General features: G+C 67.8%; 16 protein-coding genes. 7 read left to right on the top strand and 9 right to left on the bottom strand.

All coding sequences use genetic code 11. From position 1 onward, the window contains the following. The first annotated feature begins 75 nt into the window (after window positions 1–75). Together ACXI0D_RS16040 and ACXI0D_RS16035 are read left to right on the top strand one after the other, a co-directional pair. Window positions 76–663: an FMN-dependent NADH-azoreductase gene (locus ACXI0D_RS16040; protein ID WP_100442319.1), complete on the top strand. Its 588-nt coding sequence runs from the start codon at window positions 76–78 to the stop codon at window positions 661–663. A gap of 136 nt (window positions 664–799) precedes the next feature. Further along, entirely contained in the window at window positions 800–1,150 is a 351-nt protein-coding gene (locus ACXI0D_RS16035; protein WP_049444380.1) for an SH3 domain-containing protein, read from the top strand. A 141-nt stretch (window positions 1,151–1,291) separates the two neighbouring features. Here ACXI0D_RS16035 and serS read toward each other — a convergent pair whose 3' ends face one another. Then, window positions 1,292–2,572, bottom strand: a complete 1,281-nt coding sequence (gene serS / locus ACXI0D_RS16030) for a serine--tRNA ligase (RefSeq protein ID WP_049443244.1) — start codon at window positions 2,570–2,572, stop codon at window positions 1,292–1,294. Window positions 2,573–2,685: 113 nt separating this feature from the next. Here serS and ACXI0D_RS16025 point away from each other — a divergent pair, with 113 nt between their 5' ends. After that, on the top strand, window positions 2,686–3,324 hold the full coding sequence (locus ACXI0D_RS16025) for an energy transducer TonB (RefSeq protein ID WP_042359252.1): 639 nt from the start codon (window positions 2,686–2,688) through the stop codon (window positions 3,322–3,324). A gap of 119 nt (window positions 3,325–3,443) precedes the next feature. Continuing rightward, window positions 3,444–4,016 (top strand): energy transducer TonB, encoded by a 573-nt coding sequence (locus tag ACXI0D_RS16020; protein ID WP_479642793.1) that lies wholly within the window; start codon window positions 3,444–3,446, stop codon window positions 4,014–4,016. Window positions 4,017–4,174: 158 nt separating this feature from the next. On the opposite strand, the gene aroA is transcribed toward ACXI0D_RS16020, so the two are convergent. The 4 genes from aroA to ACXI0D_RS16000 form a co-directional block, all read right to left on the bottom strand. Further along, window positions 4,175–5,482 (bottom strand): 3-phosphoshikimate 1-carboxyvinyltransferase, encoded by a 1,308-nt coding sequence (aroA, locus tag ACXI0D_RS16015; RefSeq protein ID WP_479642792.1) that lies wholly within the window; start codon window positions 5,480–5,482, stop codon window positions 4,175–4,177. Window positions 5,483–5,558: 76 nt separating this feature from the next. Beyond that, complete coding sequence (pheA, locus tag ACXI0D_RS16010) at window positions 5,559–6,758, bottom strand: prephenate dehydratase (protein ID WP_049443241.1); 1,200 nt, start codon at window positions 6,756–6,758, stop codon at window positions 5,559–5,561. Window positions 6,759–6,809: 51 nt separating this feature from the next. Continuing rightward, complete coding sequence (gene serC, locus ACXI0D_RS16005) at window positions 6,810–7,895, bottom strand: 3-phosphoserine/phosphohydroxythreonine transaminase (protein WP_049443240.1); 1,086 nt, start codon at window positions 7,893–7,895, stop codon at window positions 6,810–6,812. Window positions 7,896–8,089: 194 nt separating this feature from the next. Further along, entirely contained in the window at window positions 8,090–8,896 is an 807-nt protein-coding gene (locus ACXI0D_RS16000; RefSeq protein WP_049443239.1) for an FHA domain-containing protein, read from the bottom strand. A gap of 125 nt (window positions 8,897–9,021) precedes the next feature. On the opposite strand from ACXI0D_RS16000, the gene ACXI0D_RS15995 reads away from it, so the two are divergent. The 3 genes from ACXI0D_RS15995 (at window position 9,022) to ACXI0D_RS15985 (ending at window position 11,110) form a co-directional block, all read left to right on the top strand. Beyond that, window positions 9,022–9,297, top strand: coding sequence for a polyhydroxyalkanoic acid system family protein (locus ACXI0D_RS15995; RefSeq protein ID WP_005417302.1), 276 nt, complete (start codon window positions 9,022–9,024; stop codon window positions 9,295–9,297). 80 nt (window positions 9,298–9,377) lie between these two features. Further along, complete coding sequence (locus tag ACXI0D_RS15990) at window positions 9,378–9,869, top strand: phasin family protein (RefSeq protein WP_014037692.1); 492 nt, start codon at window positions 9,378–9,380, stop codon at window positions 9,867–9,869. A 236-nt stretch (window positions 9,870–10,105) separates the two neighbouring features. Continuing rightward, on the top strand, window positions 10,106–11,110 hold the full coding sequence (locus tag ACXI0D_RS15985; protein WP_049443238.1) for a restriction endonuclease: 1,005 nt from the start codon (window positions 10,106–10,108) through the stop codon (window positions 11,108–11,110). A 184-nt stretch (window positions 11,111–11,294) separates the two neighbouring features. On the opposite strand, the gene ACXI0D_RS15980 is transcribed toward ACXI0D_RS15985, so the two are convergent. The 4 genes from ACXI0D_RS15980 to ACXI0D_RS15965 all read right to left on the bottom strand — a co-directional run bounded on the left by ACXI0D_RS15980 (window position 11,295) and on the right by ACXI0D_RS15965 (window position 14,079). Next, window positions 11,295–11,672, bottom strand: a complete 378-nt coding sequence (locus ACXI0D_RS15980; RefSeq protein ID WP_479642791.1) for a type II toxin-antitoxin system HicB family antitoxin — start codon at window positions 11,670–11,672, stop codon at window positions 11,295–11,297. A gap of 23 nt (window positions 11,673–11,695) precedes the next feature. Continuing rightward, entirely contained in the window at window positions 11,696–11,878 is a 183-nt protein-coding gene (locus ACXI0D_RS15975; RefSeq protein WP_080347459.1) for a type II toxin-antitoxin system HicA family toxin, read from the bottom strand. Between the two features lie 73 nt (window positions 11,879–11,951). Further along, window positions 11,952–12,680 (bottom strand): histidine utilization repressor, encoded by a 729-nt coding sequence (gene hutC / locus ACXI0D_RS15970; RefSeq protein WP_088026455.1) that lies wholly within the window; start codon window positions 12,678–12,680, stop codon window positions 11,952–11,954. Between the two features lie 28 nt (window positions 12,681–12,708). Further along, window positions 12,709–14,079 carry a formimidoylglutamate deiminase gene (locus ACXI0D_RS15965; protein WP_479642790.1) on the bottom strand — a complete coding sequence of 457 codons (1,371 nt, stop codon included), beginning with the start codon at window positions 14,077–14,079 and terminating at the stop codon, window positions 12,709–12,711. Between the last annotated feature and the right edge of the window lie 33 nt (window positions 14,080–14,112).

The raw sequence follows: 14,112 nt of genomic DNA, 5'->3' as shown, positions 1-14,112 counted from the left end.
GCCTTTGCAACAACCTATCGTTCTCTCCGTCGGCGGGGCACCCCGCCCCTTCCTCCCAGAACATAGGTGACTGCCATGAAGCTTCTGCATCTCGACGCCAGCGTGCTTGGCGACAACTCCGTGTCCCGCCAGCTGTCGGCCGCCGTGGTCGCCCGCTTCACCGGCCAGATCGACGGCCTGCAGGTCGATTATCGCGATCTTGACGCCAATCCGGTACCGCATCTGCGCAGCAGCTCGCTGGCCAAGACCGATGCTGCCGAGGCGACCGATGCTGAACAGGTGATGCAGCAGTTCCTGGAGGCCGACATCGTGGTGATCGGCGCACCGATGTACAACTTCAGCATCCCTTCCACGCTGAAGGCCTGGATCGACCGCGTGGCCGTGGCCGGCCGCACCTTCAAGTACACCGAGAACGGCCCGGTGGGCCTGGCCGGTGGCAAGCGGGTGATCATCGCCAGCAGCCGCGGCGGCATCTACACCGACTCGCCGGCCGACTTCCAGGAGCCGTTCCTGCGCCAGGTGTTCGCCTTCATGGGCATCAACGAAGTCGAGTTCGTGCGCGCCGAAGGCATCGCCTACTCGCCGCAGCACCGTGAAGACGCCATTGCCGGCGCGCTTGCGGCACTCCCGTCGCACGAAGTGGCCGAAGCCGTCGCGGCGTAACGCGTTCCAACGTTCGGCGCCCCTCTCTCCTCGTCTGGGCGCTGAACGCGGGCCGGGATCCCCTCCCCCATCCCGGCCCACCCTGGCGGCCCCGCTTTGCGGGGCCGTTTTTTTGTGGGCGCGCTACGCTGGGGCCATGGACTACATCGTGACGGCTGCGCACCGCAGCGAATTTCCACATCCGATCACCCTGCGCCGCGGCCAGGCGCTGGTGGTGGGCGAACGTTATGAAGGCCCGGAGGGCTGGGACGACTGGTTCCTGTGCGAGGCCGAGGGGCAGCAGCCCGGTTTCGTGCCGGCGCCGGTGATCGGCCGCGATGCGCAGGGTGGCGCGTTTGCCACGGAGGATTACTGCGCGCGGGAGCTGGATGTGGATCCTGGGCAGGTGCTGCGCGGGGTGCGCACGCTCAATGGTTGGGCGTGGTGCGCGCCGGAAATCGGCGAACCGGGATGGGTGCCGTTGGAGAAGCTGCGGGCTGTGGAGTGATCGCGGTGGTTCATCCACGCATGGCGTGGATCTACTGGGGCATTGGTGAATTCATGCCGGGCGCGTGCAACATCCTCCAGTAGATCCACGCCATGCGTGGATGCGGTGCCATGCAGGCATGGCACCCACCCGATCAGGGAATCAGGCGATGGTTTCCAGGCCGCCCATGTACGGGCGCAGGGCCTCCGGCACGGTGATGCTGCCGTCGGCGTTCTGGTAGTTCTCCATCACCGCGATCATCGCGCGGCCAACGGCCACGCCCGAGCCGTTCAGCGTGTGCGCCAACTCCGGCTTGCCGGTGGCCGGGTTGCGCCAGCGGGCCTGCATGCGGCGGGCCTGGAAGTCACCACAGTTCGAGCACGAGGAGATCTCGCGGTAGGTCTCCTGCGACGGCAGCCAGACTTCCAGGTCGTAGGTCTTGATGGCCGAGAAGCCCATGTCGCCGGTGCACAGCAGCACCTTGCGGTACGGCAGGCCCAGCTTTTCCAGCACCACTTCGGCGCAGCGGGTCATGCGCTGGTGTTCGGCATCGCTGTCTTCCGGGCGGCTGATCGAGACCAGCTCGACCTTCTCGAACTGGTGTTGGCGGATCATGCCGCGCACGTCGCGGCCACCGCTGCCGGCCTCGGCGCGGAAGCACATCGAGTGGGCGGTCATGCGCAGCGGCAGGCGCTCGGCGTCAACGATCTCGTCGCGCACGATGTTGGTCAGCGGCACTTCCGAGGTCGGGATCAGGTAACGCGTGGAATCACCCACGGCGGTCTTGAACAGGTCGTCCTCGAACTTCGGCAGCTGGCTGGTACCGCGCAGCGAGTCTGCGTTGACCAGCAGCGGCACGTTGGTTTCCTCGTAGCCGTGCTCGCCGGTGTGCAGGTCGACCATGAACTGGGCCAGGGCGCGGTGCAGGCGCGCGATCGGGCCGCGCAGCACGGTGAAGCGCGAACCGGACAGCTTGGCCGCGGTCTCGCCGTCCAGCCAGCCGTTGCGGGCGCCCAGTTCAACGTGGTCGAGCACCTTGAAATCGAACTGGCGCGGGGTTCCCCAGCGCGCCTGCTCGACGTTGTCGTTCTCGTCGGCACCGGCCGGCACGTCTTCGGCCGGCAGGTTCGGAATGCCCATCGAGATCGCTTCGATCTTCTCGCGCAGCTCGTCCAGCGCCACTTCCGAAGCCTTCAGCTCGTCGGCGAAGGCAGCGACCTCGGCCATGATGGCCGAAACGTCCTCGCCCTTGGCCTTGGCCTGGCCGATGGCCTTGGAACGGCTGTTGCGCAGGCTCTGCAGCTCCTGGGTCCGCACCTGGATGCGCTTGCGATCAGCCTCCAAAGACTCCAGGGCAGACACGTCGAGCTCGAAGCCGCGGCTGGTGCGCAGGCGTTCGGCGAGGTCGGCGGGCTGGTGGCGGAGCAGGGCTGGATCAAGCATGGCAGGTGTCGTGGTGGGTATCAGGGATGGGATTATCGCTTGTTATACGGATTTCTGCCGCCCGGTTCATTCCTGGCGTGGCAGAATCGGGCTATTCCGTACTGGTCCGGTCCATGTCTGCACCCCGCTCGTCGTCCGCCAAGTCGTTCACTGTGCATATCCCGCGCAACGCCCTGAAGATCGCCGGCATCGCCTTCGGCGTGGGCGTGCTGCTGTTCGTGCTGGTCTGGTTGACCGGCCGCGACAAGGAGTTCTTCCGTGCCGACCCGGCCGCGCAGACCCCGCAGGAGACCGCGCAGGTGGAACCGCTGCCGGAACCGCTGGCCGCAGCCGCAGGCTCCAGCGACATGCCCGACGCCAAGCCGGCCCCGGTAGAGGACGACGCCCCGAAGCTGGTCGAAACCGCCCCGCCACCGCCCGCGCCCATCGCTGAACCGGCCCCGGCCGCGCCGACCCCTGCACCGGCCGCCACCGGCAACAGCCAGCCGATGCCGATTGCCGGCCAGTCGCCGCCGCCGGCTTACCCGGCCGCCGCGCTGCGCGCCGGCGAGACCGGCAGCGTGGTGGTGCGCGTGGACGTGGATGCCACCGGCTACCCGAACAATGCCACCGTGATCCAGCGCAGCGGATCACGCGAGCTCGACCGTGCCGCCACCGACGCCGTGCGCCGCTGGCGCTTCACCCCGGCACAGAGCAACGGCCAGGCCGTACCGGGCAGCATTGAAGTGCCGTTCGACTTCAAGACCCAGTAACTGAACGTTTCCCGGCAGGCAAACTGAACCCTGCCGGTCGCGTTGACGCAACGCTGACACTTCCCGCCACTGGCCCGCGCAACACTCTCCCCGTCGTCCATTGACGGAAGGAGTTTGCGATGACCGCCACCACCCACGAAGACCTTCATTCGCCGCAACTGCAGCAGGAAGCCAGCGAACAGCACAAGCCCACGTCGCCCTGGATGTGGATCGCGCTGATCGTGGCGATGTTTGCCGCCGCCCTGCTCTGGCTGCGTCATTCCAACCAGGAAGACGTGGCGCCGGCACCGGTCGGCGAGCGCATGCTGCCCGCCCCCGAGCAGGCGCCGGTCGCCGACGTGCAGGCGCCCGCTGCCCGCCAGGCCGCACCGGTCAGCAGCCAGCACAAAGCCGCCCCTGCGGTACGCAATCGCGAGGCGCGCCCGCTGGCAGGCAACAGCAAGCCGACCTACCCCGCTGCAGCGCTGCGCAACGGCGTGCAGGGCAGCGTGATCGCCAGCCTGAATGTCGATACCCGTGGCCAGGTGACCAATGCCGCGATTGTTTCGCGCAGCGGCGAGCGCAGCCGTGACCTGGATCGTGCGGTGCTGAGCGCCGTGCAGAACTGGAAGTTCCAGCCGGCGATGCATGAAGGCCGTGCAGTGGCCAGTGTGGTGCGGGTTCCGGTGGATTTCCGTACCGAACAGCGTTGATCGCGGACGAGGGGTTCGTGATGTTTAGACGGAGGCTTCGGCCTCCGTCCTTTTATGCGGAGACGCGTGCCAACCAAGGTTGGCACCTACCGGGTGATATGGGCCTGCCAACCAAGGTTGGCACCTACCGAGTTGCGTCATCCGCCGGGCGCGGCCTTTCAGGCCAGGTTGAATCCTGCGCTTCGGGCAAGGCCATCGAAGTCCGGGAAGGACGTGGCGACGTTGGCGATGTCGTTGATGCGCACCTCGCCGTCACTGATCTGGCCGGCGATGGCGAATGCCATGGCGATACGATGGTCACCGTGGCTTTCGATGGTGCCGCTGCCCAGGCGGACGCCGCCGTGCAGGGTGGCGCCGTCTTCGGTTTCGTCCACCTGCATGCCCAGCGCACGCAGGCCGGTGGCCATCGCCGCAAGGCGATCGGATTCCTTCACCCGCAGTTCGGCCGCACCGGTCACCACGGTCTGGCCTTCGGCGGCGGCGGCAGCCACGAACAGCGCCGGGAACTCGTCGATCATGTCCGGCACCAGTGCTTCCGGAATGCGCGCGCCCTTCAGCGGTGCGTAGCGCACCACCAGATCGGCCACCGGTTCACCGCCCTGCTCGGCCGGATTCTCTTCGGTGATGTCCGCCCCCATCAGGCGCAGCGCGTGCAGCAGGCCGGTGCGGCGCGGGTTCAGGCCAACCTGCTTCAGGCGCAGCTCGGAACCGGGAATGATGCTGGCGGCCACCAGATAGAACGCAGCCGAGGAGAAGTCAGCCGGCACCACGATATCCGTGGCACGCAGGCGCTGGCCACCACGCAGGCGCGCCTTGCCCGGCGAGAATTCGATGTCCACGCCGAACGCCGACAACATGCGTTCGGTGTAATCGCGGGTCGGGTGCGGTTCCAGCACGCTGGTTTCGCCCTGCGCATACAGGCCGGCCAGCAGCACCGCCGACTTGATCTGCGCGCTGGCCACCGGCGAGGCGAAGTCGATGCCGTGCAACGATTGCCCGCCATGCACGTGCAGCGGCGGCGTGCCATCGCTCTCCGTATCGATCTTCGCGCCCATCTGCGACAGCGGGCCGGTCACGCGGCGCATCGGGCGGCCGGACAGCGACTCGTCGCCGATCAGCGTGCAGTCGAACGCCTGGCCCGCCAGCAACCCGGCCAGCAGACGCATGCCGGTACCGGCATTGCCGCAGTCCAGCGGTGCATCCGGTGCTTTCAGGCCGTCGATACCCACACCATGCACGATGCGCTGCGACGGGCTGGGGGTCTCGATGCGCACGCCCAACTGGCTGAAGATGCGCGCGGTGGCACGAGTGTCTTCGCCTTCCAGGAAGCCTTCGATATGCGAGGTGCCATCGGCCAGCGCGGCGAACATCACCGAGCGGTGAGAGACCGACTTGTCGCCGGGAATGGTCAGGCTGCCCTGCAGCGGCTGGCCCTTGCGGGCGATCCAGTGTTGCGCGTTGCTCATCGTTCGATCGTTCCGTAAACGCCGGCAGCGCCGGCGATGCATCAGGGAGCGGCGGCCATGGCCGCCACAGCAGCACTCAGGGCACGGCCACCGGATAGGAGCCCAGCACCTTGATCTGCGCCGAGTGCGCTTCGAGTTCTGCCAGCGCGGCCTGCATCGGCGCGTCGTCGATGTGGCCGGCCAGATCGATGAAGAAGCCGTATTCCCACTTGCCGTGGTGCGACGGCCGCGACTCGATGCGGTTCATGCTGATGCCGTGGCGGGCGAACGGGCTGAGCACGTCGAACAGCGCACCGGGCTTGTCATGGATGAACACCAGCACCGAGGTGCGGTCGTGGCCGGAAGTCGGGAAGATGTTGCGGCCCACCACCAGGAAGCGGGTGGTGTTGTCGGCATCGTTCTGGATCGGCTTGGTGACCACCTTCTTCAGGCCGTACACATGGCCGGCGCTCTCGCCGCCGATGGCCGCTGCGTCATCGGCGTTGCGCGCACGACGTGCACCCTCGGCATTGCTCGAGACCGGAATCTTCTCGGCCTTCGGCAGGTTGGCGCGCAGCCATGCCGAGGTCTGCATGAACGACTGCGGATGCGCGTAGATGCGCTCGATGTCCTCGATGCGGCCGCTGCGCGACATCAGGTACTGCTGCACGCGCAGTTCCACTTCGCCACAGATCTTCAGGTTGGAGGTCAGGAACATGTCCAGGGTGATCTGGATGGTGCCCTGCCCCGAATTCTCCACCGGCACCACGCCGAAATCGGCGTTGCCCGCTTCCACTTCCTGGAACACTTCCTCGATGCTGGCCATCGGCAGGCCCAGCGCGGAGCGGCCGAAGTGCTTGAGCACCGCCTGCTGGCTGAAGGTGCCTTCCGGGCCGAGGTAGCCGATCTTCAGCGGTTCCTGCTGGGCCAGGCAGGCCGACATGATCTCGCGGTAGACGTGCACCAGCAGCTCATCGCTGAGCGGGCCTTCGTTGCGGTCCACCACCATGCGCAGCACCTGCGCTTCGCGCTCGGGGCGGTAGTAGTCGACGGCCGCGGCGAGCTTGCCCTTGGCCTTGCCGACCTGGTGGGCGAAACGCGCGCGCTCGGCGATCAGGCTCTGGATGTCGCGGTCGATCTGGTCGATCTTCGAGCGCACATCGGCCAGCGCCAGCGGCGCCAGGGTGGGTGCCGGGTTCGAGGCGGCCTTGGCCTTGCCCTTCGCCTTGGTGGGCGCGCTGCCCTTGGCCGGTTCGGCCTTCTTCGGCGCCTTCTTGCTGGATTTGCTGCTTGCCATCGGAATTCCTTGTTGCGGGGCCCGCACCCGACGGTGCGCGCCGTTCATTGCTCAACCGTGACGCTGCTGGAAATCGGCCATGAAGGCGACCAGCGCCTCGGCCCCGGCCAGCGGCATGGCGTTGTACAGCGAGGCACGGATGCCCCCGACCACCTTGTGCCCCTTCAGCGCCAGCAGGCCGGCGGCCTTGGCTTCGGCGACGAAGCGGGCATCAAGCTCGGCATCGGGCAGGAAGAACGGGATGTTCATCCGCGAACGGGCCGCGTGTGCGACCTCGTTGCGGTAGAAGCCGCCGGAACCATCGATGGCGCCGTATACCAGCGCGGCCTTGGCGGCATTGCGCCTGGCGAATTCGGCCACGCCGCCTTCGGCCAGCATCCACTTGAACACCAGGCCGGCCAGGTACCAGTTCCAGGTCGGCGGGGTGTTGAGCATCGAATCGCGGGCGACATGCGAGCGGTAATCGAAGATGTCCGCGCGTGGCTGGCCACTACGCTCGAGCAGGTCGCGGCGGATGATCATCACCGCGATGCCGACCGGGCCCAGGTTCTTCTGCGCGCCGGCATAGATCACACCGTAGCGGCGCACGTCCAGCGGCTCGCTGGCGATGGACGAGCTGAAGTCGGCGATCAGCGGGACGTTGCCGGTGTCGGGCACATCACGGAACTCGACGCCGTGGATGGTCTCGTTGGCGGTGATGTGCACGTAGGCGGCATCGGGTGACAGCTGCCAGTCGGCACGTGCCGGCAGCTCGCGGTAGCCATTGGCTTCACTGCTGGCGGCAATGTTGACGTCCACGTAGACACCGGCCTGCTTGACCGCGGTCTTGCCCCAGTGGCCACTGACCACATAGTCGGCGCGCTGGCCGGGGGCGGCGAAGTTGAGCGGGATCAGCGCCTGCTGGGTGGTGGCACCACCGGACAGGAACAGCACCGCATAGTCTTCGGGGATGTCGAGGAGGCGACGCAGGTCGGCCTCGGCCTCGGCGGCCACGGACATGAATTCCGCACCGCGATGGCTCATTTCCACGATCGAGGCGCCGGTACCGTGCCAGTCCAGCATTTCCGCCTGCGCCTGGCGCAGGACCGATTCCGGCAAGGTCGCAGGGCCGGCACTGAAGTTGAACGCGCGCGTCATGTCACACCTGTGGGGCAAGACCCCTAGTATGCCGCAGTGCACCAGCCTTGCGGCCTAGTGCGGCAAGGGAAATTTGGTTTCATTGGAATCCATCGGCGACACGACGGGGGAGTGCCGGCCGCTGGCCGGCAACCTCAGCGATACAGGGCAGCGGCTGCCGGCCAGCGGCCGGCACTACCATCACCGCGCGGCCGTCAGCGCGCGCCGAACCAGAGCAGCAGGCTGAGCAGCGCGGCCAGCAGCAGTGCGCTGACCAGCAGCCACGGCCAGCGCCGGACCCTGCGGGGCGCGGTCGGCAGCACCGGCGCCTGCTCGGCCTCGTGGCTGGCGTCGTCCTCGGCGGGCAGCGGCCGCCGGCGCGGATCATGCGGCACTTCCAGCACGAACCGGTGCTGACCATCGAACACCACCTGGTCGCCGGCCTGCAGCCAGCAGTGGCGCACGGCCACGCCGTTGACCCGGGTACCGTCGGCACTGCCCAGGTCGCGCAGCAGCACGCGCTCGCCGTGCACTTCCACGCGGGCGTGCTGTTCGGCGAAGGCCGGGTCATCGATGGCGATGTCGGCCTCGTTGCCGCGGCCGATCAGGCGGGCCCGCGACAGGGTGAAGCTACGGCCATGGTGCAGGCCGCCGACGCCGCGCAGCAGTCGTTGCTGCTCGTCGCTGCCATCCTCGTTCTTCGGCGCAGGCGCCTGCAGCAGGCTCTCGACTTCGCCCTGCAGCACCATCTCCACGCCATCCACGTACACCGCGTCGCCCGCGCGCAGCAGGGCCATCCGGCGCACGGGGCGACCGTTGACGTGGATGCCGCGGATGCCATTGCCGACCTGCAGCCAGAGGCCGCGATCGTCCATGCAGAACTGGGCCAGCAACAGGGCGCCGTTGCCGGCATCGCCGAGCCGCACGCTGCCGTTGGCCTGGCGCACGATGCGCTGCACCCCGGGCCGCAGGGGCTGGTCGGGCTGTTGTTGTTGACTGAAGTGAACAAGCAGGTTCTGCACGCGGCGCAGCCTAGCAGGTTGGCCGCCAACGAAGAAGAACCTGCGATGAGTGCTTGGCGCGGCGGCCCGCGATGCGCACAATGCTCGCCCTCTTTGATCATCCCCGCCCTGCGCCAGGAGCCTGCATGTCCACCATCGATGTCCGCCACGCCCACGCCCTGCCCGACGCACAGGCGCGCGCCGCGATCGAACAGGTCGCTGCCAAGCTGTCCGAGCGCTTCGGCCTGAAGTCGTCCTGGACCGCCGACGTCCTGAACTTCTCCGGCAGCGGCGTGGACGGTGCGATCGAACTGCAGCCGGGCGCCGTGCGCGTGACCGCCAAGCTGGGGTTCCTGCTGTCGGCGATGAAGGGCATGGTCGAAGGCGAGATCCAGCGCGTGCTGAAGGAAAAGCTGGGCTGAACCCCGGCGGCGGCCGTCACGGCCGTGCAACGCCAACGCGCGCTACTCTCGGGGCAGGCCCAACTCCCACGGGAAGTGCGATGAACCACTACGAGAACGACGACCGCCGCAACGACGACGCCTCTTTCGGTGACCAGGCCGAGCGCTTCTCGCGCAAGCTCAGCGATTCGGCACAGCAGGTCTGGCTGGCCGGGCTGGGCGCTCTGGGCCGCGCGCAGGCCGAGGGCAGCCGCTTCTTCGACGGCCTGGTGAAGGAAGGCGAAGCCTGGGAAGCGCGCCGCCGTGAGCGCAATGGCGAACAGGGCCCGGGCTGGCGTGACAACGTCGAAACGTCGCTGGACGAGGCCCGCGAGAAAGCTTCCGGCACCTGGAACAAGGTCGAGAAGGCCTTTGATGACCAGGTGCAGGGCGTGCTCAAGCGCCTGCATGTCCCCACCGCTGACGAAGTGACCGCGCTGGAAGCCCGCATCGATGCCCTGCACGCGCGCCTGGCCAAGCTGGAAACGCGCGCCGCGTCCGGCACCGACGCCCCTGCGCCGGGCAGCCATCAATCGCCGGACAGCGTGCCCTGAGTCCAATTGTTGCAATGCAATAAAAATTGATTGACAATCGCGAGCAACCCGCCAATCGCTTCGGCTGCCGTTTGTTCCCTCCCCTCACGGCTTCAGGATTGGCGGGTTTTTCGTGCCCGCCGTGCGCCGATCTGCGCGCTCCATCACGCTTCCTGTCAGGAACATCCTGACCCAGCCGGGCACCGCGACCTTTACACTGTCGTTCTCCGCTTTCGCCCCTTCCGCCCTACTCCTGCATGCTCCCTTGGATCCTGGCCCTGCTGTCGGCCCTGCTTACCTGTTCCCTGGCCGTTGTCTATCTGTGGTGGATCAAGCGGCGGCAGAAGGAGATGCAACTCGGCCTGCAGGCTCTGGCCGGCATGCACTGGCGCGAATTCTCGGTACTGGTCAAGCGCATGCTGCGCGAACAGCGTGGCCTGCGTGAGCTGATCGATCCGACCGAAGATGCCCGCGAGCCGAGCAGCGACTTCCTGCTCAGCGATGGCCCCAATCAATGGCTGGTGTCGTGCAAGCACGGCCTGGCCTACCGCATCGGCACCGCCGCAGTGAACGAGCTGGGTGCGGCCGCGCGCCTGGCCGGCGCCAAGGGCGGCGTGCTGCTGACCGAAGGCCGGATCGAGCGCGACGGCCGTGGCGCCGCCGAAAAGCAGGCCGTTGAAGTGCTGGACGGCCCCCGCCTGTGGCCGCTGCTGCAGCCCTACCTGCCCGGCGATATCGAAGCGCGCGTGCGTGCCAGCGCCCGGCATGAGGCACTGCGCCGCATTGCCATCGCCGCACTGGGTTCGGTCACGCTGGGGCTGCTGGTCGGCCTGGGCCTGCAGGGCTTGCATGTGGAAGAGGCCGCGCCGGTTGCTGCGGCGCCGGTGGTGGCAGCACCTTCGGCCGCGCCAGCCGCCGAACCTGCCCCGATCGAAGCCGTCCCTGCGGCCGCCCCTGCTCCCGAAACTGCCGTCGCCCCGGCGGCCGACGCGCGCAGCAATCCCAACCCGGATGCCGCCACGCTGGAGCGCTTCCAGGCCGATCTGGCCCGCGCACTGGCCGGCAAGCCCGGCATCGCCAGCGGCGTCTGGCTGACCCGCCAGACCCTGGCGATCAACCGCACCGGCGAACTGGAAGCGGTGTGGCCGCGGGTCTGCGAGGAAGTGCTGCACTACCCCGCCCTGCGCAACGTGCGCATCCAGCTCAACGCCCGCCCCGGCGTGGATGAGCCCGTACGCTGGCGACAGTGCGCTACGTATTGATGAGGCAGCATCCACGCATGGCGTGGGTGTACCGGGGGTTCGCACGCATCGCGTAATCCCAACCGGGATTCAGTAGATCCACGCCACGCGTGGATGCCCTTGTAGAGTCGAGCCACGCTCGACTCATCGCGCAACGCGCGAGCAGCAGCAGCCGAGCATGGGCTCGGCTCTACATGGCGCCTGCTCAGCCCAATGCAGCCAGATGGGCGATGTAGCTTGAACGCGATTCACCCGCCGCTCTGGCCTGCGCATCCAGCTTCGCCAGGATCCGGCGTGGCAGGCTGATGTTGACCCGCTCGATGGTGTCGTCCAACAGCGCCGGATCAATGCAGATGTAGGCGAGAATCCAGCGGGTGCCCTTTGATGCCTCGGCGGCGATTTTCTGGGGTGCGGAAGGCGTCGGAATCGAGCGTCCGTCATCCAGGGCCGCGTCGATCCAGGCGAGCGCCGCCTCTTCCGCAGCACTGAGCGCATCATCAAGCGTGTCGGCCGCCGAGAAGCACCCCGGCAGATCCGGAATCACGACGCCCCATGCGGTGCGTTCATCGCCTGCCTCGATCAAGACTGGATATCGCATGGGACCTCCTACGTCAGCCCTGCGAGCTTCCGCAACGCCAGCAGCAGCCCCTTCCCCAGATCCTTCCTTGGATGAGTCACGGTGATGATGTGAGGGCACTGCGGGTGCACGAATACATGATGGGATCCGCGAATCCGTCGACAGGTCCAACCCGCCGCTTCCAGTTCCCGGATGAGGTCCCTTCTCTTCATGCAGGGACGATACACATCGTACACACGCCCCGACAGAGTTCAAGGCGACAGTGCCTGCTGAGCGAACCGGCCCCTACCGCGCGCCCGGCGCGAAGCGCGCGACCAGGTCCCAGGCGTCGCCGAGGAACACCTGGCGCACGCGGGTAATGGGCTGCTCACCGCGCCAGGTCAGGCGCTCGATCACCAGGCAGGCGGTGCCGGGCTTCACGTCCAGCAGTTTGGCGGTGGCGGTGTCCGCGCCCCAGGCACTGATGCGGTGCTGGGCACGGGTCCACGAGACGTTCTGCAGCAGCCAGCTGCCCGGCGCGGTGGTACTGAAATCGACCTCCAGCACCTCGGGCACGCCCACCGGGCTGATCAGGCGGTGCTCCAGCGCCAACGGACGGCCATCGGCCAGGTGCAGGCAACGCATCGCCAGCAGCGTCTCCTGGCCCGCCAGCTCCACTTCACCGGCATTGCCGGCGTCGGCCAGGCGCAGGTCGCGCTGCAGCAGGCGATACGCGTACTGATGGCCGCGCGAGCCGACTTCCATCGCGATGTCGGGAATCTCCAGCGCCACCTGCTCCAGGTGCGGGGGCTGCCGCGCCACGAACGAGCCGGCGCGACGGCGGCGCTCGATCATGCCGCTCTCGGCCAGTGCGGTCAGCACCTTGTTCACGGTCATCCGCGAGCAGCCGTACTGCTCCATCAGCTCGTGCTCGTACGGAATACGGAAGCCCGGCGCCCACTCTCCGCTGAGGATGCGGCTTTCCAGATCGCTGCGGATACGCTGGTTGAGCGTGGCGGACTTGCTGGCCTTCACGTAATGGGGTCTCGATGGCGGGAGGCGATCAGCCCAGCACGCCGCGCAGGGCGGCAGCGAAGGCGCTGGTGATCGCCTCGCGCTGCAGGTGGCGGCCGTCGGCCACGCACTGGCGGCCATGGCGCCAGACCGATCGCAGCGCGCCATTACGTGCGGCGAACGCCCAGCTGTCAAGCCATGCGTCGTCCTGTCGCGCCTGCAACGCCGGGTGCGAAGCATCCAGCTCGACCAGGTCGGCACTGGCGCCGACCTGCAGGCCGGCAGCCACGCCCAGCGCCTGTGCGCCGCCCTGCAATGCACCTTCGAACAGGAAACGGCCGGTGCTGCGGGTGGCATCCGGGGCCAGCACATTGCGCCCGCGCAGAGTCAGCCGCTGACCGTACTCAAGCAGGCGCAGTTCTTCGGCCGCATCGATCAGCACATTGGAATCGGAACCGACACCGAAGCGACCGCCCTCGCGCGCGAACGCCTGCATCGGGAACAGGCCGTCGCCCAGGTTGGCCTCGGTGATCGGGCACAGGCCGGCCACGGCCCGGCTGGCCACAACGGCCGCGCGCTCGTCATCGGTGATGTGGGTGGCATGCACCAGGCACCAGCGCGCATCCACCGGCGCATGGTCGTACAGCCACTGCACCGGGCGCTGGCCGCTCCAGGCCAGGCAGGCCTCCACTTCGCGCACCTGTTCGGCGATGTGGATGTGCACCGGGCCGTCGGTCAGCGGCAGCAACGCACTCAGCTCCTCGCCGGTGACCGCACGCAGGCTGTGTGGTGCGATGCCGAGCACCGCATCGGGCAGCGCGGCCAAGGCCGGCTTGGCGGCATCCAACAGTTGCGCGAAGCCGTCCACATCGTGGATCAAGCGACGCTGCGCGGGATTCGGCGCCGCTCCGCCAAAGTCGGCATGCGCATAGAACACCGGCAGCAGGGTCAGGCCGATGCCGGTCTGGTCGGCGGCGGCGGCAATCCGTGCACTCATCTCGGCGCGGTTGGCATAGGCGCGTCCATCGGCGTCGTGGTGCAGGTAATGGAATTCGCCGACGCGGGTGAAGCCGCTTTCCAGCATTTCCATGTAGGCCTGGGCGGCGATGGCCTGCACCGCGTCCGGGCGCAGATGGGCCAGGAAGCGATACATCAGCTCGCGCCAGCTCCAGAAGCTGTCACCGTCGCCGCCGCCGATCTCGGTCAGCCCGGCCATGCCGCGCTGGAAGGCGTGGCTGTGCAGGTTGGGCAGGCCCGGCACCAGGATGCCGACCCGTGTGTCGCCGTGCTGGGCGCCCTGCCCCGTGCTGATCGACGTGATGCGACCGTCCTGCACCTGCAGGCGGACGTCGCGGGCCCAGCCCCCGGCCAGCAGGGCGTGGGCGGCATGGAAACGGTGCGGGGAACGCGAATCGGACATGGCTGGACAACCCGAAATGGACGCCTATATTGT

This window comes from Stenotrophomonas sp. C9D9, from assembly GCF_056491205.1.
Note: the sequence above shows the minus strand (reverse complement) of the source record. Positions and strands in the feature narration are given on the sequence as shown.